Annotated in this window: 19 protein-coding genes and 1 pseudogene; 9 read left to right on the top strand and 11 right to left on the bottom strand. The window is 57.1% G+C overall.

Annotated elements, in window-relative coordinates; genetic code table 11:
- Positions 1-110: 110 nt before the first annotated feature.
- Complete coding sequence (locus KGA69_RS13130) at positions 111-473, top strand: endonuclease domain-containing protein (protein ID WP_072047982.1); 363 nt, start codon at positions 111-113, stop codon at positions 471-473.
- Between the two features lie 204 nt (positions 474-677).
- Here KGA69_RS13130 and KGA69_RS13125 read toward each other — a convergent pair whose 3' ends face one another.
- From KGA69_RS13125 to KGA69_RS13110, 4 genes are all read right to left on the bottom strand, one after another.
- Positions 678-1,577, bottom strand: a complete 900-nt coding sequence (locus KGA69_RS13125; RefSeq protein WP_213292377.1) for a Dyp-type peroxidase — start codon at positions 1,575-1,577, stop codon at positions 678-680.
- A gap of 94 nt (positions 1,578-1,671) precedes the next feature.
- Entirely contained in the window at positions 1,672-2,247 is a 576-nt protein-coding gene (locus KGA69_RS13120; protein WP_047043503.1) for an RpoE-regulated lipoprotein, read from the bottom strand.
- Positions 2,248-2,307: 60 nt separating this feature from the next.
- Positions 2,308-2,757 (bottom strand): DUF2919 domain-containing protein, encoded by a 450-nt coding sequence (locus tag KGA69_RS13115; protein WP_047050999.1) that lies wholly within the window; start codon positions 2,755-2,757, stop codon positions 2,308-2,310.
- Positions 2,744-3,169 (bottom strand): GNAT family acetyltransferase, encoded by a 426-nt coding sequence (locus tag KGA69_RS13110; RefSeq protein ID WP_045392622.1) that lies wholly within the window; start codon positions 3,167-3,169, stop codon positions 2,744-2,746. The genes KGA69_RS13115 and KGA69_RS13110 overlap by 14 nt, the downstream gene beginning before the upstream one ends.
- Before the next feature lie 211 nt (positions 3,170-3,380).
- Here KGA69_RS13110 and amiA point away from each other — a divergent pair, with 211 nt between their 5' ends.
- Positions 3,381-4,253, top strand: a complete 873-nt coding sequence (amiA, locus tag KGA69_RS13105; RefSeq protein WP_045392625.1) for an N-acetylmuramoyl-L-alanine amidase AmiA — start codon at positions 3,381-3,383, stop codon at positions 4,251-4,253.
- On the top strand, positions 4,253-5,152 hold the full coding sequence (gene hemF / locus KGA69_RS13100) for an oxygen-dependent coproporphyrinogen oxidase (protein WP_047050997.1): 900 nt from the start codon (positions 4,253-4,255) through the stop codon (positions 5,150-5,152). The genes amiA and hemF overlap by 1 nt, the downstream gene beginning before the upstream one ends.
- Positions 5,153-5,207: 55 nt before the next feature.
- Here the strand turns inward: hemF and maeB are convergent, their stop codons facing one another.
- Complete coding sequence (gene maeB, locus KGA69_RS13095) at positions 5,208-7,487, bottom strand: NADP-dependent oxaloacetate-decarboxylating malate dehydrogenase (RefSeq protein WP_015365481.1); 2,280 nt, start codon at positions 7,485-7,487, stop codon at positions 5,208-5,210.
- Positions 7,488-7,780: 293 nt separating this feature from the next.
- Here maeB and tal point away from each other — a divergent pair, with 293 nt between their 5' ends.
- The gene (tal, locus tag KGA69_RS13090; RefSeq protein WP_045392631.1) at positions 7,781-8,749 is read left to right on the top strand and encodes a transaldolase; all 969 of its coding nucleotides are present in this window, start codon (positions 7,781-7,783) and stop codon (positions 8,747-8,749) included.
- A 6-nt stretch (positions 8,750-8,755) separates the two neighbouring features.
- Positions 8,756-10,750 carry a transketolase gene (gene tkt / locus KGA69_RS13085; protein ID WP_047050995.1) on the top strand — a complete coding sequence of 665 codons (1,995 nt, stop codon included), beginning with the start codon at positions 8,756-8,758 and terminating at the stop codon, positions 10,748-10,750.
- Here tkt and KGA69_RS13080 read toward each other — a convergent pair.
- The 3 genes and pseudogenes from KGA69_RS13080 to aegA all read right to left on the bottom strand — a co-directional run bounded on the left by KGA69_RS13080 (position 10,740) and on the right by aegA (position 14,490).
- On the bottom strand, positions 10,740-11,786 hold the full coding sequence (locus KGA69_RS13080) for a DUF1176 domain-containing protein (RefSeq protein ID WP_042892993.1): 1,047 nt from the start codon (positions 11,784-11,786) through the stop codon (positions 10,740-10,742). The genes tkt and KGA69_RS13080 overlap by 11 nt on opposite strands.
- A gap of 77 nt (positions 11,787-11,863) precedes the next feature.
- Positions 11,864-12,461: pseudogene (nudK, locus tag KGA69_RS13075) on the bottom strand (GDP-mannose pyrophosphatase NudK).
- A gap of 58 nt (positions 12,462-12,519) precedes the next feature.
- Complete coding sequence (aegA, locus tag KGA69_RS13070) at positions 12,520-14,490, bottom strand: formate-dependent uric acid utilization protein AegA (protein ID WP_213292376.1); 1,971 nt, start codon at positions 14,488-14,490, stop codon at positions 12,520-12,522.
- 383 nt (positions 14,491-14,873) lie between these two features.
- Between aegA and acrD the strand changes: the two genes are divergently transcribed.
- Complete coding sequence (gene acrD / locus KGA69_RS13065; protein WP_045392642.1) at positions 14,874-17,987, top strand: multidrug efflux RND transporter permease AcrD; 3,114 nt, start codon at positions 14,874-14,876, stop codon at positions 17,985-17,987.
- Positions 17,988-18,071: 84 nt separating this feature from the next.
- On the opposite strand, the gene ypfM is transcribed toward acrD, so the two are convergent.
- A complete protein-coding gene (gene ypfM, locus KGA69_RS13060; protein WP_087867655.1) occupies positions 18,072-18,131 on the bottom strand; it encodes a protein YpfM in 60 nt (19 codons plus the stop codon).
- 355 nt (positions 18,132-18,486) lie between these two features.
- On the opposite strand from ypfM, the gene KGA69_RS13055 reads away from it, so the two are divergent.
- Genes KGA69_RS13055 through KGA69_RS13045 form a run of 3 tightly spaced genes read left to right on the top strand, consistent with a single transcriptional unit; the run spans position 18,487 to position 20,228 of the window.
- Positions 18,487-18,843 (top strand): ArsC family reductase, encoded by a 357-nt coding sequence (locus tag KGA69_RS13055; protein ID WP_213292375.1) that lies wholly within the window; start codon positions 18,487-18,489, stop codon positions 18,841-18,843.
- 3 nt (positions 18,844-18,846) lie between these two features.
- Positions 18,847-19,974 (top strand): succinyl-diaminopimelate desuccinylase, encoded by a 1,128-nt coding sequence (dapE, locus tag KGA69_RS13050; protein ID WP_020078199.1) that lies wholly within the window; start codon positions 18,847-18,849, stop codon positions 19,972-19,974.
- A gap of 53 nt (positions 19,975-20,027) precedes the next feature.
- Entirely contained in the window at positions 20,028-20,228 is a 201-nt protein-coding gene (locus tag KGA69_RS13045; protein WP_015365470.1) for a YpfN family protein, read from the top strand.
- A 309-nt stretch (positions 20,229-20,537) separates the two neighbouring features.
- Here the strand turns inward: KGA69_RS13045 and ypfH are convergent, their stop codons facing one another.
- Positions 20,538-21,236, bottom strand: a complete 699-nt coding sequence (ypfH, locus tag KGA69_RS13040; RefSeq protein ID WP_045379856.1) for an esterase — start codon at positions 21,234-21,236, stop codon at positions 20,538-20,540.
- 107 nt (positions 21,237-21,343) lie between these two features.
- Complete coding sequence (locus tag KGA69_RS13035) at positions 21,344-23,344, bottom strand: tRNA(Met) cytidine acetyltransferase TmcA (protein WP_213292374.1); 2,001 nt, start codon at positions 23,342-23,344, stop codon at positions 21,344-21,346.
- Positions 23,345-23,351 lie beyond the last annotated feature (7 nt).

Here is a 23,351-nt window from a genome sequence, read left to right as displayed (position 1 = left end):
GATTTAGAAGTAGAAAAGAGAATAAGCAACTGGCAAAGCTTTGCTGAAAGCGGCTCGCAGATTCGACGTGTCATTGTGACAAACGGCAGCCAGGGGTGCACTGTGTTTATATGAAAAACACACAGATATTTGCACGTCAGCTCAGACGTAGCTTAACGCCAACAGAACGTCGACTATGGTACTTACTGCGCAACCGCCGTTTTGCTTGCTATAAGTTTCGCCGCCAACATCCCGTTGGTCCCTACATTCTCGATTTTGCCTGCTGCGCAACACGGCTGGCGATTGAACTGGACGGCGGTCAGCACGATGAGAGGCGCGTCTACGATGTTCGCCGCACCCGCTGGCTACAGAGCCAGGGATGGCGGGTTTTACGCTTCTGGAATAATGAGTTTGAAGAGTATGAAGATGCGGTGATGGAGAGAATACTTGAAGCGCTTGACTCGCCGATGCCCTCACCCCGCCCCTCTCCCTGAGGGAGAGGGAGAAAGAGAGTCCGCACGCGGAATCCATAGCCGCACCGTACCGTCCTTTCTCCCTCAGGAGAGGGAGAAAGGGAGTTCGCACGCGGAATCCATAACCGCACCGTACGTCCCCTCTCCCTGAGGGAGAGGGAGAAAGAGAGTCCACCGTGCCGTCTCCTCTCCCCCTTGGGGAGAGGGTTAGGGTGAGGGGAAAAATTACAGCGCCTGAATACGCTCCAGCGACGGCGCGAAGTAATAACCGCCGGTCACCGGTTTAGTGAAGCGCAGCATGGCATCACGCTTACCGTCGGTATCGCCGAACATGCTCAGCAGCTGCTGTTCAATGTTGTACAGGCGCGCGCAGTAGGCGCAGAAGTACAGGCCGTTAGTGCCGCTGGCGGTACCGTACGGCAGGCTCTGGCGGACGATTTTCAGCCCTTTGCCATTTTCTTTTAAGTCCACGCGGCTCAGGTGCGAAGTGACCGGGCGCTCGTCGCCGTCGATCTCTTCATTGGCTTCTTTGGTACGGCCAATCATCATCTCCTGATCCGGCACGCTCATGCGGTTCAGTTGCTTAAGATTGTGCTCCCAGCGTTGCACAAATACGTAGCTGCCGCCCGCGTCAACGCCGTCTTTAATCACCGCGACTTCACGGCGAGTTTCTTCGCCTGCCGGGTTTTCGGTGCCGTCAACGAAGCCGCTCAGATCGCGTTCTTCCACCCAGCGGAAACCGTGAATTTCTTCTTTCACTTCGATGGCGTCGCCGAACGCGGCCATTGCCGCCTGTGCGACGGAAAAGTTCACTTCATGGCGGGCGGATAAAATATGAATTAACACGTCATACTGCGTGGATGGCGCCAGCCCTTTGCCGTAAACCGGAAAATCTTTTAACTCTTCCGCGCCTTCACCACCGCTCAGCTGACGCCAGACGGTATTGCCGAAAGCCACCACCGCGCCGAGTTTGGCATCGGGGAATTTAGCCTGGAAGGTGGCTACTTTATCGACAAAAATTTTGCTCGCTTCGCGCAGGGCGTTAACATCCCCTTTGACATTGGCTTCAATCCAAATCGCCGCGCGGCAATGTTCCGGCAAAATGCCGCTCTGAACCTGAGACATCGCTCCTCCTGAAATGATGCAACCACAACGCTATGACGTTGCTAACGCGCCATTGTAACCGTTTTTATCCGCCCACGTGTCTCTTCAGATCAAATTAGCGACGCCAGATAATTTTGCTGACTTTCCAGTTTTTCAGGGTATCGTCGGACGGCATCAGCTCGTCCGGGCCGCTCCAGTGACCGGTAAAGGCGTAGCTGATGTGCTGGCTACCTGCGGCTTTACATTCCACCACCGCGCCGTTATCGGGAGCGCCTTTCTCGCAGTTGCCGAACGCTTTGCTGTACAGCTCGCTAAACGGGGTACCGATTTTCACGCCGCTGGCGGCAGGAATCGCGCTATCGCGTACGTCAATGCGGCTCACCGTACCGCCATCGCCGTTGATGGTCAGCGCCAGCTTGTCATCCTTCAGCGCTTCAAAATAGTGAACGATTTTGCCATCCGTGGTTTTCATTCCGCTGCGCAGACGGTAGCTGCCGCCGAGGGCATCGCTAATCGCCTGCTCATTCAGCGGCGTCGATGCTGTCAGTTTACCCACGCCCTGCTCGGTGACCTCGTTGGAGGAACCAAACCAGTTCCACGGATAGGCAGCCGACCAGTTCACCGCGCTCATCGTTGAGCAGCCGGTTAGCGCCAGCGGAAGCGCGCAGAGCATTAGACGTAGCGATTTCATATCTCAATCCTTCTGATTAATTCAACGCATGTTGGAGTACGCGATCGGCAAAAAGTGCCATTAAAGCGCTTCGAGGCGAAAACAGGCGTGCAACCTGCGGCTGGTTATCAGCCACCATAGCGCATAAATATCGGCCGCCAGCAGGGCGATGGTCAGCGCGGAAGGCGCCTCGCCGGTGAACCACAGCCACGGCTGCCAGGCCAGCAACAGCGCCTGCGAGGCAATCAGCAGCCAGCGCATCAGCGGCCAGAGACGCGGGAAACGCTGACGCTGACCGCTAAGCAGAAATGCCGCGACCGCCGGTACGCCGGGCAGTAACCCCAGCCAGAAGTTATCGTGATCGGGATAGAACAGGCTCAGCAGCGCATCGCCCTGCTGGCGGGAGGCGCCGGCCATGACGAACAGTACCCAGGTGCGCGCCTGCAGCAACAGCACGCCCCAAAACAACAGCGGCAGCCGCAAACGGCCCTGGGCATCGTAATCGGCAGGAATAAATTCAGTATTCTTCATCTTCAATCAGGCGTTTACCCAGGGTGAGTACATCCGAGTGCTCGTAACCGAGACGCTCATACATCCCCTGCACCACTTCGTTATCGTCACGCACCATAATTGAAATTTTCGGGCAGCCGCGGGCGATCAGCTTCTTTTCCAGCCGATTGAGCAGCGCATTAGCGATACCGCGGCCGCGATATTCCGGATGTACGCCAAGATAGTAAGCGGAACCGCGGTGACCGTCGTAACCGCCCATTACCGTCCCTACCACTTCACCGTTCACTTCAGCGACCAGAAACAAGCTCACGTCGTGGTTGAGCTTACGCTCGATATCCATTTCCGGATCGTTCCATGGGCGCAGAAGATCGCAGCGCTCCCAAAGGGTGATCACTTCTTCGAAATCCTGCTGGCGAAAAACGCGAATCTCCATGGTATTCCCCACCATTTACGGTTAAAAACAGTGATTATGGCGCGAATATGACTGATAGCCAATATCAGGCGAAATCATCGGCAAAAAATGGCATAATATATCTTTGTCATGTATTGAAATGAAAAGTAAAACAATTCTTATTTTGAGTGGTCGTAACGGGAAACGCGATACGATATAACATTGGACATCACTTGTTTACAATTCAGGCCGAATGAGCACTTTTAAACCATTAAAAATACTTGCTTCGCGCCGTCAGGTGCTGAAAGCAGGACTGGCTGCGATGACGCTAACCGGCGTCGCTTCCCAGGCCAATGCCAAAGAACAGCCGCTAAAAACTTCCAATGGACACAGCAAACCCGTCGCAAAGAAAGCAGGCAGCAAGCGCCTGGTGATGCTTGACCCCGGTCATGGCGGCATCGATACGGGGGCAATTGGCCACAACGGTTCGAAAGAAAAACACGTCGTGCTGGCCATTGCCAAAAATGTGCGCAGTATTTTACGCAGCAACGGCATCGATGCCCGCCTGACGCGTAGCGGCGATACCTTTATTCCGCTATACGATCGCGTTGAAATCGCCCACCAGCACGGCGCCGATCTGTTTATGTCGATTCACGCCGACGGCTTTACCAACCCGAGTGCGGCCGGCGCCTCCGTCTTTGCGCTCTCCAACCGCGGCGCCAGTAGCGCCATGGCGAAATATCTCTCCGAGCGCGAAAACCGCGCCGATGAGGTCGCCGGTAAAAAAGCGACGGATAAGGACCATCTGCTACAGCAGGTATTGTTCGATCTGGTGCAAACCGACACCATTAAGAACAGCCTGACGCTCGGCTCGCATATTCTGAAAAAGATTAAGCCGGTGCATAAGCTGCACAGCCGCAATACAGAACAGGCGGCCTTTGTGGTGCTGAAGTCACCTTCCATTCCCTCGGTGCTGGTCGAAACATCGTTCATTACCAACCCAAATGAAGAAAAGCTACTCGGCACAACCGCTTTCCGCCAGAAGATCGCCAACGCTATTGCTTCCGGTATTATTAGTTATTTCCACTGGTTCGATAACCAGAAAGCGCATTCGAAGAGACGTTAATGAAACCCGATGTACAGCAGGTAAAAGCCTTCCTTCTTCAGCTGCAGGATGCCATTTGCGGCAAACTCTCCGCCGTTGACGGCAAGGATTTTGTCGAAGATAGCTGGCAGCGCGAAGGCGGCGGCGGCGGACGCAGCCGGGTTTTACGCGACGGCGGCGTCTTTGAGCAGGCCGGGGTTAACTTCTCTCACGTCCACGGCGATGCGATGCCTGCATCGGCAACCGCCCACCGCCCGGAGCTCGCCGGGCGCAGCTTTGAAGCGATGGGCGTTTCGCTGGTGGTGCATCCGCGAAACCCCTATGTGCCAACCAGCCACGCCAACGTTCGCTTTTTCATTGCCGAGAAGCCCGGCGCCGACCCGGTGTGGTGGTTCGGCGGCGGGTTTGATTTAACGCCTTATTACGGATTTGAAGAAGACGCCATCCACTGGCATCGTACCGCCCGCGATTTGTGCCTGCCGTTCGGCGACGAGGTCTATCCGCGCTATAAAAAGTGGTGCGATGACTACTTTTACCTCAAGCACCGTAACGAACAGCGCGGCATTGGCGGCCTGTTCTTCGATGATTTAAATACCCCGGACTTTGACCACTGCTTCGCCTTTATGCAGGCGGTGGGCAACGGCTTTACTGACGCCTATCTGCCAATCGTTGAGCGCCGAAAAACCACGCCTTATGGCGAACGCGAGCGCGATTTCCAGCTTTATCGCCGCGGGCGCTATGTGGAATTCAATCTGGTGTGGGATCGCGGCACGCTGTTCGGCCTGCAGACCGGCGGGCGTACGGAGTCTATTCTGATGTCGATGCCGCCGCTGGTGCGCTGGGAATACAACTTCCACCCGCAGGAAGGCAGCCCGGAAGCCGCGCTGAGCGAGTTCATCAAAGTGAAAGAGTGGATCTGAATTTAGCCACCTGAGACAAAAAAGCCCCGGAATACCGGGGCTTAATTTTTTGCGTTTACAGCGGCTGGGTCTGCGCTTCCACGACCGCCAGCGCCACCATGTTGACGATACGGCGCACGGAGGCGATAGGCGTCAGAATATGCACCGGCTTAGCGATACCCATTAGTACCGGCCCGACGGTGACCCCTTCCGAACTGGAGACGCGCAGCAGGTTGTAGCTGATACGCGCGGCTTCCATATTCGGCATCACCAGAATATTGGCCGCCCCTTTCAGCGGGCTATCCGGCATACGGTCATTACGGATGCTTTCGACCAGCGCGGCATCGCCGTGCATTTCACCGTCAATCATCAGATCCGGCGCGCTCGCCTTCACCAGCTCCAGCGTTTTACGCATTTTGCTGGCCGACGGGCAATCGGCGGAACCGAAGTTGGAGTGCGACAGCAGCGCCACGCGCGGTTCGATACCAAAACGACGCACGCTTTCCGCCGCCATCAGGGTGATCTCCGCCAGCTCTTCCGGCGATGGATCGTGATTGACGTAGGTGTCGGCGATAAAGGTGTTACCGCTTGGCAGCAGCAGCGCGTTCATCGCCCCGGCGGTGCTGACGCCGTCGCGGAAGCCAAACAGCGGCTGTACCACGCGATAGTGCTCATGATAATCGCCGATGGTTCCGCAGATCATCGCATCCGCCTCACCGCGATGAACCATGATCGCGCCAATGACCGAGGTGTTGCTAATTACTGCCCGTTGCGCCTGCTCCTGGGTAATGCCGCGACGCTTCATCAGCTGATAGTACTCGCTCCAGTACTCTTTAAAGCGCGGATCGGATTCATTATTGACGATTTCAAAGTCCACGCCCGGTTTGATCTGCAGACCCAGTTTCTGGATGCGCATTTCAATCACGCTCGGACGACCGATGAGGATTGGCTTCGCCAGCCCCAGCGATACCAGCTCCTGCGTGGCGTGCAGCACGCGGGTCTCCTCACCTTCCGCCAGCACCACGCGCTTCGGCTCTTTGCGCGCCTGGGAGAAGATCGGCTTCATAAACAGGTTGGTTTTATAAACGAACTCGCTCAGCTTCTCGATGTAGGCATCGAAGTCGGCAATCGGCCGCGTCGCCACGCCGGATTCCATCGCCGCTTTGGCAACCGCTGGCGCGATCTTGACGATCAGGCGCGGATCGAACGGTTTCGGAATAATGTACTCCGGGCCAAAGCTGAGATCCTGGTCGCCATAGGCGGAAGCCACGACTTCGCTCTGTTCGGCATGCGCCAGCTCGGCGATAGCGTGAACCGCCGCCAGCTTCATCTCTTCGTTAATCGCCGTCGCGCCAACATCCAGCGCGCCGCGGAAAATGAACGGGAAGCACAGCACGTTGTTGACCTGGTTTGGATAGTCGGAACGGCCGGTACAAATAATCACATCGTCGCGCACTTCCTTCGCCAGCGGCGGCAGGATTTCCGGCTCCGGGTTCGCCAGCGCGAGGATCAGCGGCGAGCGCGCCATTTTCTTGACCATCTCCGGAGTCAGAACTTTCGGCCCGGAGCAGCCGAGGAAAATGTCCGCGCCATCGATGACATCGTCGAGGGTACGTTTCCCGTCGTCTTCCACCGCGTAGGCCGCTTTGGTTTCCGCCATGTTGGCTTCGCGATCTTTATAGATTACGCCTTTCGAGTCGCAGACCACGATATTGTGTTTCTGCATTCCCAGCGCCACCAGCAGGTTCATACAGGCGATTGCCGCCGCTCCCGCGCCGGAGACCACCATCCGCACATCGGAGAGATTCTTCTCAACCACCCGCAGACCGTTGAGAATTGCCGCGGTGCTGATAATCGCCGTGCCGTGCTGATCGTCGTGGAACACCGGAATATTCATGCGTTCACGCAGTTTCTGCTCAATATAGAAACATTCCGGCGCTTTAATATCTTCGAGGTTGATGCCGCCAAACGTCGGCTCCAGGGCGGCGACGACATTAATGAATTTGTCAGGATCCAACTCATCGACTTCAATATCAAACACATCGATGCCGGCGAATTTCTTAAACAGAACGCCCTTTCCTTCCATTACCGGTTTTCCGGCCAGCGCGCCGATATTGCCTAAACCGAGGACGGCGGTACCGTTGGAGACCACCGCTACGAGGTTGCCGCGAGCGGTGTATTTGTAAGCGGCCAAAGGATCCTTCTCAATTTCCAGGCACGGCGCGGCAACTCCCGGCGAATATGCCAGCGCCAGATCGCGTTGGGTCGCCAGGGGTTTGGTCGGCGACACCTGAATTTTCCCGGGCACCGGGAACTCGTGGAAATCGAGGGCGCTTTGTTTCAACTGCTCATCCATTTTATGGTTCCTTTCACGTATCGAATCGTAGGGGGTGAAGCGTGATGGCGAGCCGTCGGCCCGCCTTAAGGCGATGCTTAGTATCGCGCCTGACGGCGGTTTAAACTTTGAAGGCCGCCATACTCTTGCCATCACAAAGGTCTGGTTGTTATCAATTTATAATATTTATGTAACCTAGTTTCACGGTCAATGATAGCCCCGTCTGCTATGCTTTTTAGTTATGTACCTCATCACCATCTCTACCGCATAACGACAAGAACTCATGCAACTTATTGTTCCAGGAGTACTTTTTAATGAATCAGCTAGACAGTATCAAACAATTCACCACTGTGGTCGCCGACAGCGGCGACATTGAATCTATCCGCCACTATCAGCCGGAAGATGCCACCACCAACCCTTCGCTGCTATTAAAGGCTGCCGGATTGGATAACTACGCCGGGCTTATCGATGATGCCCTCGCCTGGGCCGCGAAACAGGGCGGCAACCGCGAGGCGCAGGTCGCTAATGCCTGCGATAAGCTGGCGGTCAATTTCGGCGCGGAAATACTCAAAAGCATTCCAGGGCGCGTCTCTACCGAAGTCGATGCCCGCCTCTCCTTCAATCGTGAAAAAAGTATTGAGAAAGCGCGCCACCTGGTCGCTCTCTATCAGGAAATGGGGATCGATAAGTCGCGGATCCTGATCAAACTGGCCTCCACCTGGGAGGGGATCCGCGCCGCGGAGGTGCTGGAAAAAGAAGGGATCCACTGCAACCTGACGCTGTTGTTCTCATTCGCCCAGGCTCGCGCCTGCGCCGAAGCCGGCGTGTTTCTGATTTCGCCCTTCGTCGGGCGTATTTACGACTGGTATCAGGCGCGTCAGCCGTTAGAGCCTTACGTGGTTGATGAAGACCCGGGGGTGAAATCGGTGCGCAATATCTACGACTATTTCAAACTCCATAAGTACAACACCATCGTGATGGGCGCCAGCTTCCGCCGTACCGAACAAATCCTCGCGCTGGTCGGCTGCGACCGCCTCACCATCTCCCCGGCCTTGTTACAAGAGCTGCAGGCCAGCGACGCGCCGGTAATACGTAAACTCATCCCCGCTCATCAGATACTTCCGCGCCCGGTTCCGCTAAGCGAAGCGGAATTCCGCTGGGAGCATAACCAGGATCCGATGGCGGTAGAAAAGCTGGCGGAAGGTATTCGCCAGTTCGCCGTCGATCAGCGCAAACTGGAAGATCTGCTAGCAGCCAAACTGTCATCCTTTGTCACGGAGTAAACGACTATGTCCCGAAGAGAGCTTGCTAACGCCATTCGCGCCCTGAGCATGGACGCCGTCCAGAAAGCCAACTCCGGCCACCCCGGCGCTCCGATGGGGATGGCGGATATTGCCGAAGTGCTGTGGAACGATTTTCTCAAGCACAACCCGACAAATCCGCACTGGTACGATCGCGATCGTTTCATTTTGTCTAACGGCCATGCTTCGATGCTGCTGTATAGCCTGCTGCATTTGACCGGCTACGATCTGCCGATGAATGAGCTGAAAAACTTCCGCCAGCTGCATTCGAAAACGCCGGGCCACCCGGAACATGGCTATACCCCCGGCGTGGAAACCACCACCGGGCCGCTCGGCCAGGGGCTGGCTAACGCCGTCGGGATGGCTATCGCCGAACGTACGCTGGCGGCGCAGTTTAACCGTCCCGGCCACGACATCGTCGATCACTACACCTGGGTGTTTATGGGCGATGGCTGTCTGATGGAGGGGATTTCACACGAGGCCAGTTCGCTGGCGGGCACCCTGGGATTAGGCAAGCTGATTGGGTTCTACGATCACAACGGTATCTCTATTGACGGCCACGTTGAAGGCTGGTTCACCGACGATACCGCCGAGCGCTTTCGCGCCTACCACTGGCACGTGATTGGCGATATCGACGGTCACGATCCGCAGGCGGTGAAGCAGGCAATCCAGCAAGCGCAGGCGGTAACAGACAAACCTTCGCTGATTATTTGCCGCACCATAATCGGTTTTGGTTCACCGAATAAAGCCGGTTCCGAAGAGTCGCACGGCGCGGCCTTGGGGGAAAAGGAGGTCGCGCTGGCCCGCGAACAGCTGGGCTGGAAATATCCGCCGTTTGAAATCCCGAAAGAAATTTATCAGGGCTGGGATGCGCGGCCGCGCGGCGAGAAAGCAGAACATGCGTGGAATGAAAAATTCGCTGCTTACCAGCAGCAGTATCCAGAACTGGCGGCTGAACTGAAACGCCGCATGGAAGGTGAGCTCCCGGCTGACTGGCAAAAAACGGCCCGCGATTATGTGGCGAAGCTACAGTCGGAACCGGCGAAAATAGCCAGCCGTAAGGCTTCGCAAAATGCGCTTAACGCCTACGGCCCGGATTTGCCTGAGCTGCTCGGCGGTTCCGCCGACCTGGCGCCCAGTAACCTGACGATCTGGTCCGGCTCGAAGTCGATCAAAGAGGATCAGGCGGGTAATTATATCCACTACGGCGTACGCGAATTCGGTATGACCGCGGTGGCTAACGGCATCGCCCTGCACGGCGGTTTTATTCCCTATACCTCGACCTTCCTGATGTTCGTCGAATACGCGCGTAACGCCGCACGCATGGCGGCGCTGATGAAGGCGCATCAGATTATGGTCTATACCCATGATTCAATCGGCCTTGGCGAAGATGGTCCAACGCACCAGGCGGTAGAGCAGCTGGCAAGCCTGCGCCTGACGCCCAATTTTAGTACCTGGCGGCCGTGCGATCAGGTGGAAACCGCCGTCGCCTGGCAGGCGGCCATCGAGCGCAATGACGGCCCTACCGCGTTAATCCTTTCGCGACAGAATCTGGCGCAAATGGCCCGTACGCCGGAACAGGTGCAGGAAATTGCGCGCGGCGGTTACGTTCTGAAGGATGCGGGCGGCAAGCCGGATCTCATCCTTATCGCCACCGGTTCGGAAGTCGAGATTACCGTTCAGGCGGCGGAGACGCTGCTGGCCAGCGGCGTAAACGTGCGGGTGGTGTCGCTGCCCTCCACCGACGTTTTCGATGCTCAGGATGAGGCCTGGCGCGAGTCGGTGCTGCCTTCCGATGTTAGCGCCCGCGTCGCTATCGAAGCCGGTATCGCCGACTACTGGTATAAATATGTCGGCCTGAAAGGCGCAATTGTTGGTATGACCCGCTACGGGGAATCGGCGCCCGCCGACAAGCTGTTCCCGTTCTTCGGCTTTACCGCTGAACATATTGTCGAAGTCAGCCGCAAAGTGCTTAACGGGTGATCCATAATGTGGGCCAGGCGTCTGGCCCCTGCCAGTTATCGCACTGCGGTTGCTGAGCGTAGCGGGTCAAATTAAACCGCTGGCCGTCATAGCGCCAGCGGGTTTGGATCCCGCAATCGCCCGGCGCGCGGCCTTTATCGAATGTCACCAGTTCATGACGCTGCTCATCGAAGCTGGCGTTAATCAGTTCTATATCTCGCGGCGCATTGCCGGGCGGCTGGAATGGCAGCGCCAGCCGCACCTGACGGGCAAGATGAGGCGTTTTGCGCGACACCAGCCACGCCAGCCAGACGGTGTTATACGCGCCCGCTTCACAACTGGTCATCAGCAGAACTTTCTCATCGGTTAGCGCGGTGACGCGGATTTCCCGGCGGAAAGGATCGAGCGAACAGGGGCTGGCGTTCATCCGCTCATTGCCGTAGTCGATCAGCTCATTAAGTTCGTCGCGGCTGAGCGGCGACTGCGCTACTTCCGCTTTACCCACGGTTCGCAACGCCGGTGCCGGCGGTACGCTGAGCGGCGGTTCTTCACCTTTGCCGACCCACGCGGTTTCGCTGCCGACCCGCTTTTGCCGATTATCAATAAATAGCAGCGCGGCCTTCAGGCCCTTCAATGAAATGCTTTGCAGACCGTTTTGCAGGGTAATCTCTTTCCCCTCCTGGGCCTGCTGCAGGAAAGCGTCGATACTGACGCTATCGCCGGTTTTAATCAGCTTATCGGCAATCTGCCAGTGTTTGCCGTCAAAATGCAGCGGTTTACCATCTAGCTGCAGCCGCGGGCCGATGGCCGCCAGCGCGGCGACCGGATTACCAACGCCGCCAAGTTCAATGCGCAAAGCGGCATCGGTGGCCGCTCCCGCGCTCCGGCTTAGGGTCATCACCAATCCATGATGCAGCCCGACATTACGCGTGACGCAATAATTTTGATTGTTGCAGGTGACAAGCCAATCTCCAAACAACTGCTGGGCTGGCGCCGCCCACGCCAACGACGTCGGCAGAAAACCGAAAAAAAGCAGTATTAAAACCCGATAAAGCATGAGCGGCACAATCCCGAAGTATGACTGACAGAGTGATTTCTAATTCATCATTATCATCAGCACTGGCGGGGTTTTGCTCAATCAGATTTATCAGAGATCCCGCGACATGAGGCCGGAATTTTGTAGGTATTGCAGCAGGATCACCGCTTTGCCATCCTGGATTTCACCGCTGGCGACCATTTCCAGCGCCCGGACGAACGGCAGTTCCAGCACCTCAATATCTTCATCATCTACGCCGCCGCCCCGGTTAGCGCGCTGCGCCTCGCTGTATTCGGCGATAAAAAAGTGAATCAGTTCGGTCACGCCGCCGGGCGACATATAGAGTTCGAAGACCTTGCGCGCCTCGCCGACCTGATAACCGGTCTCCTCGATCGCCTCCTTGCGGATACATACCTCTGGCGCGTCGTTATCCAGCAGTCCGGCGCAGGTTTCAATCAGCATGCCATCCGGGTTGCCGTTAACCCAGGTGGCGACGCGGAACTGGCGCACCAGTACCACGCTTTGCTTGCCAGGGTTGTAAAGCAAAACCGTGGCGCCGTTGCCGCGATCGTACACTTCGCGTTTGTGACGCACGACGCTGCCGTCGCGGCGCGTCAACTCATAGGTCATGTTGCGCAGCACGAAGTAGTTTTCGGAGAGGATTTTATCTTTAATGACGTGGATATTAAGTGACATGCAAACTCCGCAGCGTGAAATAACCCGGCCATACTACGCCGCGGAGCCTGCTTTGTCGTTAGTGCGTCAGTGCGGAAGCGACGCCCAGGTAGTCCATGATCCCCTGCGCGGCATGCCGCCCTTCCGCCATCGCCGTCACCACCAAATCCGCGCCGCGCACCGCGTCGCCGCCGGCGAAGATCTTCTGATTACTGGTCTGGTAACGATAGCGGCTCTCCACGTTCGCCTTGATCCGCCCGCGGCTATCCAGCTGTACCCCCGCGGCTTCCAGCCACGGCATTGAATGCGGGTGGAAACCAAACGCCATAATGACCGCGTCGGCAGGCATCACAAATTCGCTGCCGGGGATCGGCGACGGGCTGCGGCGGCCCTGAGCGTCCGCTTCGCCAAGCTGGGTGCGCAGAAAACGCACGCCGCTGACCCGGCCATCCTCACCGAGCTCAAGGGTGATCGGCTGAACATTGAATTCAAAACTCGCCCCCTCTTCACGGGCATTTTTGACCTCTTTTTTCGACCCCGGCATATTGGCTTCATCACGACGATAGGCGCAGGTGACCTGTTGAGCGCCGTGGCGCAGCGCGGTACGCACGCAGTCCATCGCCGTATCGCCGCCCCCCAGCACGACCACCTTCAGCCCGGCGGTATCGATATAAGGTTCATCGGCCAGCGCCTCCAGCCCCATCACCTGTTTGGTGTTGGCAATAAGGAACGGTAGCGCCTCATACACGCCCGGCGCCTCCTCGTTAGGCAGATCGGCTTTCATTGAGCGATAGGTACCAGCGCCGACGAAAACCGCGTCATAGTCTGCAAGCAGTTGTGCGAGTTTGATGTCTTTACCCACCTCGCAGTTCAGCTCAAAGCGGATGCCCATCTGGCTGAAAATCTCGCGCCGACGGGCCAGCAATGATTTATCCAGCTTGAAAGGCGGGATGCCGAACGTCAGCAGGCCGCCGATTTCCGGGTGGCGATCGAACACCACCGGCGCCACGCCGCTACGCGCCAGAAGGTCGGCGCAGGCCAGGCCTGCAGGCCCGGCGCCGATAATCGCCACTCTCTTACCGCTGGCTTTTACCGCCGAAAGGTCCGGGCGCCAGCCGCCGGCCAGCGCCTGGTCGGAGATATAGCGTTCGATATTGCCGATCGTCACCGAGCCGCTCTCATCGCGCAGCGTGCAGGCCCCCTCGCACAGACGATCCTGCGGGCAGACGCGACCGGTGATTTCTGGCAGGCAGTTGGTTTGATGGGAAAGCTCAACGGCGCTGGCGATGTCGCCGGCCTTTACCCGCTCGATCCACTGCGGAATATGGTTATGCAGCGGACAGGTCCACTCACAGATGCTGCGATCGCCGCATTTCAGACAACGTTGCGTTTCCCGCTGCGCCTGCGCCGCGCTGAACGGCAAATAGATTTCGCCAAAGTGCTGTTTACGCGCATCAGCCGCCAGTTTATCCGCCTCGCCTCGGAGGGAAGTGGCCGCCATCTGGCTAGCCTTATCGTCGGCGGTTGACGCTAAAGCGGTCAAAGTCCGATGTTGCCAGGACGCCGCATCCGCACGCGCCGCCCGCAGCCGCCGCGCTTTCGCCATCTCGCTTAACGCGGAATCGTTCGCCATCTGTAACGCCTGCGCCGGACAATTCTGCACGCAGGCTGGCCCGGCTTCGCGACCATGGCATAAGTCGCATTTGTGCGCCGTCGCTCTGCCGTTTGGCGTGACGACGATTTGCATCACGCCAAAGGGACAGGCCACCACGCAGGATTTACAGCCGATACATTTTTCTTCCTGCACCAATACGCTGTCTTCCTGCCGGCTAATGGCGCCGTTAGGACAGCTACGCGCGCAGGGCGCGCCTTCACAGTGACGACAGGTTACCGCGTTACGCTGTTTCTGGTTTTTAATCACGGTAATGCGCGGCAAAAAGCGCTGTGGGGTCAAGACATGTTGTTCGCCATTATGCGCCATCACGCAGGCCACTTCGCAGCCCCTGCATCCGATGCATTTGCGACTATCGCTCATAATAAAGTGGTTCATACATCCTTCCGGCTTATCGCTAATAACCCCTCATTTAGTATGACTGTTTATTACCTGACATCATGACCGTGGGACAATGGTCGTTTGCCCAGAAATCGGCTTTTCTCACCAGAATCCGGTTTAGATCAAAAATATTGACCTGAATGGAATTTTGTTTCATTTAGCTGAGTAATAATAAGCGGCTTTGACGGAATGACAGAAAAGACGTGATAAGCGCATATAAATTCAGAGAGGAGCGGCAGACGTTTCTTTACGCTCTCATAAAAGACACATGATAAATTACACTATCTCCTTAATTTCTCCACGATTGCCTGCGGGGTTATCTATAAAGTATCACAGGCTGCGAAATAACAAAAAATGTACACAATGAGGTCCTGATTCCGATGGCGAATTTCTTTATCGATCGCCCCATCTTTGCCTGGGTTTTGGCTATTTTATTAGTCCTGACCGGCACGCTGGCAATTTTGTCGCTCCCCGTAGAACAATATCCGGATTTGGCGCCGCCTAACGTCCGAGTGACGGCCAATTATCCAGGCGCTTCGGCTCAAACGCTGGAGAATACCGTCACCCAGGTTATCGAACAGAATATGACCGGCCTTGATAACCTCATGTACATGTCATCGCAGAGTAGCGCCACCGGTCAGGCAACGGTTACCCTGAGCTTTACCGCCGGTACCGACCCGGATGAAGCCGTACAGCAGGTACAAAACCAGCTGCAATCGGCGATGCGTAAACTGCCGCAGGCGGTACAGAATCAGGGGGTCACGGTGCGCAAAACCGGCGACACCAACATTCTCACTCTCGCGTTTGTCTCTACCGACGGCAGCATGGATAAGCAGGATATTGCCGACTACGTCGCCAGTAACGTGCAGGATCCTCTAAGCCGCGTCAACGGCGTCGGCGATATCGACGCCTATGGTTCGCAGTACTCAATGCGTATCTGGCTCGATCCGGCGAAACTCAACAGCTATCAGATGACGGCGAAAGATGTAACTGACGCCATCGAATCGCAGAACGCGCAAATTGCCGTCGGCCAGTTGGGCGGTACGCCATCTGTTGATAACCAGGCGCTGAACGCCACCATCAACTCACAATCGCTGCTACAAACACCGCAGCAGTTCCGCGATATTACCCTGCGCGTTAATCAGGATGGTTCGGAAGTCACGCTGGGCGACGTCGCCAGCGTCGAAATGGGCGCAGAAAAATATGATTATCTGAGCCGCTATAATCGTCAGGCCGCTTCGGGGCTGGGGATTAAGCTCGCCTCGGGCGCCAACGAAATGGCCACCGCCGAGCGCGTTATTGCCCGTCTTAATGAACTGTCGCAATATTTCCCGCACGGACTGCAGTATAAAGTCGCCTACGAGACCACCTCTTTTGTAAAAGCCTCGATTACCGATGTGGTGAAAACGCTGCTGGAGGCGATTCTGCTGGTGTTCCTGGTCATGTATTTGTTCTTGCAGAACTTCCGCGCGACCCTGATCCCGACCATCGCCGTGCCGGTGGTATTGATGGGCACCTTCGCCGTGCTCTACGCCTGCGGCTACAGTATTAACACCCTGACGATGTTCGCGACGGTGCTGGCTATCGGCCTGCTGGTCGATGACGCCATCGTCGTCGTCGAAAACGTCGAGCGCATTATGAGCGAAGAAGGTCTTTCGCCGCGCGAAGCGACGCGAAAATCGATGAAGCAGATCCAGGGGGCGCTGGTCGGTATCGCCATGGTCCTTTCGGCGGTATTCGTCCCTATGGCCTTCTTCGGCGGCACCACCGGCGCCATTTACCGCCAGTTCTCCATCACCATCGTTTCAGCAATGGTGCTGTCGGTGCTGGTGGCGATGATCCTCACCCCGGCGCTCTGCGCCACGCTGTTAAAACCGATTCACAAAGGCGAGGAGCATGGTCAAAAAGGGTTCTTCGGCTGGTTTAACCGCACCTTCAACCGCAGCGCCAGCCGCTATGAAACTTTCGTGGGCAAAATTCTCCATCGCTCGCTGCGCTGGATTTTGATTTACGTCCTGCTGCTCGGCGGCATGGTGCTGCTGTTCCTGCATCTGCCGACTTCGTTCCTGCCGCTGGAAGACCGCGGTATGTTCACCACCTCGATACAGCTCCCGAGCGGCTCCACCCAACAGCAGACGCTGAAAGTGGTGCAAAAAGCGGAAGATTATTTCCTCAATAACGAGAAGAGTAACGTCGAGTCGGTGTTTGCTACCGTCGGCTCCGGCCCCGGCGGCAACGGCCAGAACGTCGCACGTATGTTTGTCCGCCTGAAAGACTGGGACCAGCGCGACCCAAAAACCGGCTCCTCGTTCGCTATCATTGAGCGTGCGACCAAAGCCTTCAATAGAATTAAAGAAGCGCGCGTGTTTGCCAGCAGCCCACCGGCCATCAGCGGCCTTGGCAGCTCCGCGGGCTTCGATATGGAGCTGGAAGATCACGCCGGCAACGGCCACGAGGCGCTGATGTCGGCGCGCGACAAACTGCTGGAGCTGGCGGCGAACAACGACCAGCTCACCCGCGTACGCCACAACGGCCTGGACGACAGTCCGCAGCTACAGGTTGATATCGACCAGCGTAAAGCCCAGGCGCTGGGGGTCTCCATTGATGATATTAACGATACGCTGCAGACCGCCTGGGGTTCGAGCTACGTGAACGACTTTATGGATCGCGGACGCGTGAAGAAGGTCTACGTCCAGGCGGCGGCGAAATATCGCATGCTGCCGGACGATATCAATTTGTGGTATGTGCGTAACAGTAGCGGCACCATGGTCCCGTTCTCCGCCTTCGCCACCTCGCGTTGGGAAACGGGTTCGCCGCGCCTCGAACGTTACAATGGCTACTCAGCGGTCGAGATCGTCGGTGAAGCCGCGCCTGGCGTCAGCACCGGTACCGCCATGACCATTATGGAAGAGTTAGCCAAACAGCTCCCGAACGGTTTCGGCCTGGAATGGACGGCGATGTCCTATCAGGAGCGTTTGTCTGGCGCTCAGGCGCCTGCCCTGTACGCCATTTCTCTGCTGGTGGTGTTCCTGTGTCTGGCGGCGCTATATGAAAGCTGGTCGGTACCGTTCTCGGTGATGCTGGTGGTACCACTGGGGGTTATCGGCGCGCTGCTGGCGACCTGGATGCGCGGCCTGGAAAACGATGTCTACTTCCAGGTAGGTCTGTTGACGGTCATCGGCCTGTCGGCCAAGAACGCCATCCTGATTGTTGAGTTCGCCAACGAGCTGAACCAGAAAGGCGAAGATCTGCTGACCGCCACCCTATCGGCCTGCCGCCAGCGTCTACGCCCGATACTGATGACCTCACTGGCGTTTATCTTTGGCGTGCTACCAATGGCCACCAGTACCGGCGCGGGCTCCGGCAGCCAGCACGCTGTTGGTACCGGCGTCATGGGCGGCATGATCTCCGCCACCGTGCTGGCCATCTTCTTTGTACCGCTGTTCTTCGTGTTGGTACGCCGCCGCTTCCCGCTGAAAGAGAGGCCGGAATAAACCGTCAAATAACAGAAAAGGCGACTGTCACAGTCGCCTTTTTCATGGGTCAAACATTGTCTTCAGTACCGACAAAGCCAGATTTTATTTACGCAGCATATCTTCGATAAAATCTTTCCAGTTCCCCAGTTCATGTTCAATCATAATAGCCTCTCTTATTATTATGGCGATTTTAGATAAATTCCCCGCTCAGGAGAAGTTCGTCCGATCTATCGCTCTAATCGCTTTTCTTGTCACCGCAAGCCTTGAATACTCTGGCTTGCGGCTACCATAAGCCGGTTCATGTAAATTTAATGTGACATAGAGCAACATTACGCAACATTTTGTTAATATCAGAATTCCTGTAATTCATTATCTTAGTCTGTCGCGAAAAAGAACAAATTTTAATCAGACAAGGCTGAAAAGTTATATTTATCCAGCCGATTCACGTATTATTTAACAAAGCTTATATATTCGGAAAAAACTGAGAAACATATTCTTTTAACGTGAAGGTTTAATTATGTTGACCATGTACGGCATCAAAAACTGCGACACCATTAAAAAGGCCCGCCGCTGGCTGGAAGCCCATCAGATAGACTATCGCTTCCATGATTATCGTGTTGACGGACTGGACCGCGAATTGCTGAATACCTTTATTGCCGAATTAGGCTGGGAAGCGCTGCTTAACACCCGCGGCACCACCTGGCGCAAACTCGATGAATCGGTCCGCACTGGGATCGATAATGCCGATGCGGCGGCGGCGTTGATGATGGAAATGCCGGCAATTATCAAACGCCCATTGCTCTGCGCGCCCGGTCAGCCTATGCTGCTGGGCTTTAGCGAAGCAAACTACGAAAAATTTATTAACGAGGTGTAGTCTATGTCTTGCCCGGTCATTGAGCTGGCTCAGCAGCTTATTCGCCGCCCTTCCCTTAGCCCCAATGATGCGGGATGCCAGGCGTTAATGATTGAACGCCTGCGGGCGATCGGCTTTACCGTTGAAGCGATGGACTTCGGCGATACGCAAAATTTCTGGGCCTGGCGCGGACAGGGTGAAACGCTGGCCTTTGCCGGCCATACCGATGTGGTGCCGGCCGGCGACGCCGACCGCTGGATCAACCCGCCGTTTGAACCAACTATTCGCGATGGCATGCTGTTTGGCCGCGGCGCGGCGGATATGAAAGGATCGCTGGCGGCAATGGTTGTCGCCGCCGAGCGCTTTGTCGCGCAGTATCCGGATCATAAAGGACGCCTGGCGTTTCTCATCACCTCTGATGAAGAAGCCAGCGCCACCCATGGCACGGTAAAAGTGGTCGAAACGCTGATGGCGCGTAACGAGCGCCTTGATTACTGCCTGGTCGGCGAACCTTCAAGTACCGAAGTGGTCGGCGATGTCGTGAAAAACGGCCGCCGCGGTTCACTCACCTGTAACCTGACGATTCATGGTGTCCAGGGCCACGTCGCTTATCCGCACCTCGCCGATAACCCGGTGCACCGCGCCGCGCCGATGCTGGCGGAGCTGGTGGCTATCGAATGGGATAAAGGCAACGAATACTTCCCGCCGACCAGCATGCAAATCGCCAACGTGCAGGCTGGCACCGGCAGTAACAACGTCATCCCTGGCGATATGTTCGTTCAGTTCAACTTCCGTTTCAGCACCGAGCTGACCGACGAGATGATCAAAGCACGCATCATCGCGCTGCTGGAAAAATATCAGCTGCGCTATACCGTCGAATGGTGGCTTTCCGGCCAGCCGTTCCTGACCGGTCGCGGCAATCTTGTCGATGCGGTCGTGAACGCCATTGAGCACTATAATGAAGTAAAACCGCAGTTGCTAACCACCGGCGGTACCTCTGACGGACGCTTTATCGCCCGCATGGGCGCGCAGGTGGTGGAACTGGGCCCGGTGAACGCGACCATTCACAAAATTAATGAATGCGTCAATGCCGCCGACCTGCAGCTGCTGGCGCGGATGTATCAACGCATCATGGAACAACTGGTCGCCTGACGACAATAACGATTACCCTGCAGCGCCGCTGCGGGGTAAAAAGAGGACACAGCATGGAATGGCTTATCAACCACTGGTGGATTCTGGTGTTGGTATTTTTAGTCGGCGTGATGATCAACGTGATTAAAGATCTTAATCGCGTCGACCCGAAAAAATATCTCGACAACAAACCGGATCTGCCGCCGCATCGCGACTTCAATAGCAAGTGGGATGACGACGACGACTGGCCGAACAAAGACCAGCCGAAGAAGTAAATCTGCGTTCCCCGTCATCACGCGGGCTGGATGCATTCCCGGGTAGCGGCTGACGCCTTACCCGGGCTACGGCCCGTACCATTGCGAGCTGAAGTTCTCAATTTTACCTCTGTACCCGTGGCTACTGAAACTGCTGGTGTTGGTGGCCTCAAAATTCCCCGGTGGCGCTGCCGCTTACCGGGGCTACAGCGCTGTGCGATTTGGTAGCCCGGAGAAGACGCAACGCGCCGCGTCCGGGAAAACCCTTAAAAAAGTTGTAAACCGATAACAGTATCTACCTATACCAGCCGACGTTGTGCCGCGGGGCCATTACAGCATTTCGATTATATCGTCATCTTTCGGCGTACCGCCGCTCAACGCTTCATCAAAATAGTGCTTCGGTACGGTGTAACGCAGCCGATCGAGGGCAAACTGCATGCTCCGGTCATCAATGGCATGTCCGAGATCTTCAACGATATCCAGCGTGACATCTCCACCCAGCTCCTGCAGCCGCTCCTGCGCGGAGACCGCCCACGCCAGATCGATCACCCGATCCTCGCCGCCGTGGATCAGATGCACGGTGGTTTGCGTGGTCGCCGTTTGCGGCAGCGTCGCGTAACGGCCGTTAAAGGCAATTACCCGCGACGCCAGTCCTGGCTCGGCTTTAATACTCTCGAGGGACATAATCGCCCCCTGCGAAAAACCGATCAGCGCCGTCGCCTGCGCACCCAAACCGCTCTGTTTTTGCCAGTAGCGTACCGTTTCAATAAAGGTCGGCATAATGGCATCAATGCGCTGCTGACGATTCTCTTCCGTCACGCCTTGTACCGAAAACCACTGGCGCGCCGGCGCCGGACCGCAGGGTTCCGCGCCACCGATACTGACAATGAGCGCGTTGGGAAACAGCGGCGCAAACCAGCTACCTATTTGCCCCATCGAAACCGGATTATCGCCCACGCCATGAAACAGCAGCAGCAACTGTTGCGCAGGCGTCGCCGGGCTCTGAACAATAAAGTGATCGTGTTTCATGGTTATCTCCTGATGTCTCAGATAAACAGGAATCGGGCTCCTGATTGATGCAAGGCAGTTTACGCCGCGCAGAGAATATGACCATGCCATTTAACTGAATGAGTTAGTTAAAAAAATTGCAGCTTCCTGACCCACTCTTCCAGCCGCTGCGCGCGGGCAGGATCGAGTCCCGCCATGGCCGCAGCCGCCTCTTCCCGCAGTCGCGCCAGTAGCGCCTTGCGACCGGATAAACCGAGGTCCACGCATAGCGCTGCTTCATCCTGCTGCGCTAAGCGCGCGCGTAGCGCCACTAACGGCAACGGCGTCGCCTGCAGAAGCCGGTTCAGACTCCCGACCGCCGTCAACAGCGGACGATGCGCAAAGGCAAAACCGGCGACCTCCAGCCAGTCCTCCTCATTAAGCATAGCTGTTTCATCCATCGTCACCGGAGCGCGTTCATCACGCCACTGACTCAGCCAGCGTTCATCCCGCGCCAGCCGTTGATGTTCGCGCCAGGCCAGTTGCCGCCCCTCTTCGCTGAGCGGATAGAGCGCCATCGCCGTATAGCAGCCGCTGCTCGCCTCGCGATGCGTGCCCATGCGCACCAGCAGAAACCCGCAGCGCTGCCAGAAGCGCCATAGTTCAGGGGTAAAACCAAAGCTGACGGAGAGATAGTCACAGCCGTGCGTCTGCTTGACGGCATGGGCGATTAAACGCTGCCCCAACCCTTCGCGCTGGCGCGCTGGATGGACTGCAATACGACTGACGCGCCTGCCGGTCAGCGTCGCCGCCAGCGGGCTACCGCCGTGCGCGGCCAATGATTGGGCGACAAGATTGCCGCGCGGGCGGCGATATCCGGCCCAGACGGCGCGGCTAAGCGCAGGTTCGAGGCCGCCCTCTTCCACCAGCCACACCGCGCCAGCGACGCCATCCGCGCAGCGAGCCACGGTGAAGTGCTGGCCTGGCGCATCCATCATCCTGCGCAAATCCAGCGGCGAAGTGCGGTAATGCGCGCCGGAAAGCAGTTGATAAGCCTCTGATGGGCGCGTGGGTTGTTCGCGCCAGGCATCCTGGCTTAACGTCTCCAGCTGCGGTTCCCCATGCGGCGCCAGCAGAAATGCCTCATCGTTAAATAACAATAACCGGTCGATAACCGACTCCAGCGGGCAACCCGGCGCCCAGCGAATCGGCGACGACAGGTTATACCGCCGTAGCGTTGGGAAACCGGCGCAGAACTTCAATAAGAAGCCGCGGCCGGTTCCCTCATAGCCCTGAACCGTCGTCGTTAACAGCGTATGGGGAAAACGCGCCGTCAGCTGGCGCAGCGTCGGTGCCGGGATAGCGGCGGCCTCATCGACCACCAGCCAGTCGGCTTTCGCATCGCTTGCCAGCAGCGCATCGGGCGCCATAAAGCATATCTTTTGTCCCGCAAAAGCGGCGATGACTTCCGTCGCGTCGCGCGTCGGCGCGGTGACGATGGCGGAGCCGGTGAGCTGATGAATCAACATTCCCGCCAGCGCGGATTTGCCGCGCCCGCGCCCGGCGGTAACGGCGGCAATTTCCGGGGGCGATGACAGTAGCGAAGTGAGAATGGCGGCCTGTTCGGCCTGCGGGTAGCCATCAGCAGCGTGCCAGTCTCTGCGCGGAGCGGCCTCCGGCAACCGTAAGCCGTAGCCCTGTCGCCACAGTGCGACCTCAGGATCCGCGGTGAAGAGCTGGAGACAACGGTGGACAAAGTTAGGGGTGGCGATTAGTTCAGACGTATCGCTCCAGCGCAGCGAATCGCCATCCGCCTGCTCAGGCCAGCGGGCAAAATCCGGCGCCAGCAGCACTAACCAGCTGCCGGCGCGCAGCGTGCCGGCAAGCGCGGCAAAAGCCGCCACGTCAAAACCGTGGCGAGCGTCGAAAAAGGCATGCTGAAATTCGCGCCCGAGCAGCGTTTTCAGCGCGCCCGGCGCCGCGCAGGGTGCCAACTGTAACGACGGGCCGACCCACAGTCCGTCGCCCTCCAGCCGCGCTCGCAAATCCAGGGCTTGCGTCAGGCACCAGCACTCGTCACCGCTGAGCACCAGCAGGCGACGAATGCCCTCGCGCGCCATCCGCGCGGTCAGGTCAAGCAGTGCTTTCATCGGCGAA

This window comes from Klebsiella sp. A52, from assembly GCF_018388785.1.
GTDB lineage: Bacteria > Pseudomonadota > Gammaproteobacteria > Enterobacterales > Enterobacteriaceae > Klebsiella > Klebsiella aerogenes.
This window is presented reverse-complemented; position numbering and strand designations above follow the sequence as displayed.